The 1199-nt window shown below is 68.3% G+C and carries 1 protein-coding gene; it reads right to left on the bottom strand.

Going from position 1 to position 1199, the window contains the following annotated elements:
• Positions 1 to 1199, bottom strand: a 1199-nt coding sequence (locus A5775_RS16715) for a PPE family protein (protein ID WP_197512658.1), incomplete at both ends; no start/stop codon positions are given.

Below are 1199 nucleotides of genomic sequence, written 5' to 3'. Positions count from 1 at the left end.
AGGGGGCGGGTGAGCACGCTGTAGCGGAATCCGTATTTGTGGGTGTAGCCGGCGGTGGCGCCCCGCCGGCCCAGCGCGCCGGCGGGCATGCCCCGCAGCAGTCCGTTGGCCGGTCCACCGGTGGTCCCCGTCGCCGCGGCGGCCTGCACCGGCGTGGCCTCCATCTCCGAAACCGTCGCCGGGCTGACCGCCGAGGTCAGCGTCGCCCAATGCTGGGGCACCGACAACGTCCCGATCCGGGCGGCCTGCCCGGCCCCCGCGGTCACCGCGCCCACGTGGCCCACCGCGCCACCACCGAGGTTGCCCAAACCCAAACTCGCGAACTGCGGCGTCGGGTACCACGCACCCCCGGCACCGGCCGTGCTACCACCGGGACCAAAGGTCAACTGCTGCGCGATCGACGAACTGAACTGCGCCATCCCATTCGAGAAATACGCCAGACCCACGGTGTTTTTCATTATTGCGGCGTAGTCACTAGAGCTCGAGGACGACGCCCCGGACTGCACAACCCCCTGGAGCAGCGGACCCGACTCCGACCCGTTAGCCACCGCAGTCGTCGTCGAGGCGTGCTGCACCGCTTGAGATGCATTCAGCGACAACGCTTGTGGCGACGCCAGCTGTGACGTGCTTTGTGCGGTGTTGCCCGCCGGCTCAGCGACGGCCTTACCCACCGCGGCGGCCTGGTTGCTTGTTGCGTCCGGGGCGGTGGTCTTTGGCGGCGGCGCGAACGGCGCCAACTCCGAAGCGGCCAGCGACGAACCCGTATAGCCATACATCGCGACCGCGTCCTGGGCCCACATCTGCATGTACTGCGCCTCGGTGGCCGCGATCGCCGGCGTGTTCTGCCCCAGAAAATTCGTCGCAACCAGATTCGCCAACAACACCCGATTGGCCGCGACCACCGGCGGCGGCACCGTCATCGCAAACGCCGCCTCAAACGCCGCCGCGGCCACCCGACCCTGGCTGGCAGCCTCCTCGGCCTGCGCCGCCATGGCACTGAGCCAACTCACAAACGGGGTGATCGCCGCAACCATCGACATCGACGCCGGCCCCACCCACGGCCCACTGATCAACTCAGTAACCACCGAGTTGTAACCGGTAGCCGCCACACCCAACTCCGCGGCAATCTCATCCCAAGCAGCAGCCGCGGCCATCATCGGCCCCGACCCCGGACCCGCATACATGCGACCGGAATTGAT

Origin of the sequence: Mycobacterium sp. 852002-10029_SCH5224772 (assembly GCF_001667315.1) — a bacterium.
GTDB lineage: Bacteria > Actinomycetota > Actinomycetes > Mycobacteriales > Mycobacteriaceae > Mycobacterium.
The sequence above is the reverse complement of the archived record's forward strand: the minus strand, read 5'-3'. Positions and strand labels throughout refer to the sequence as shown.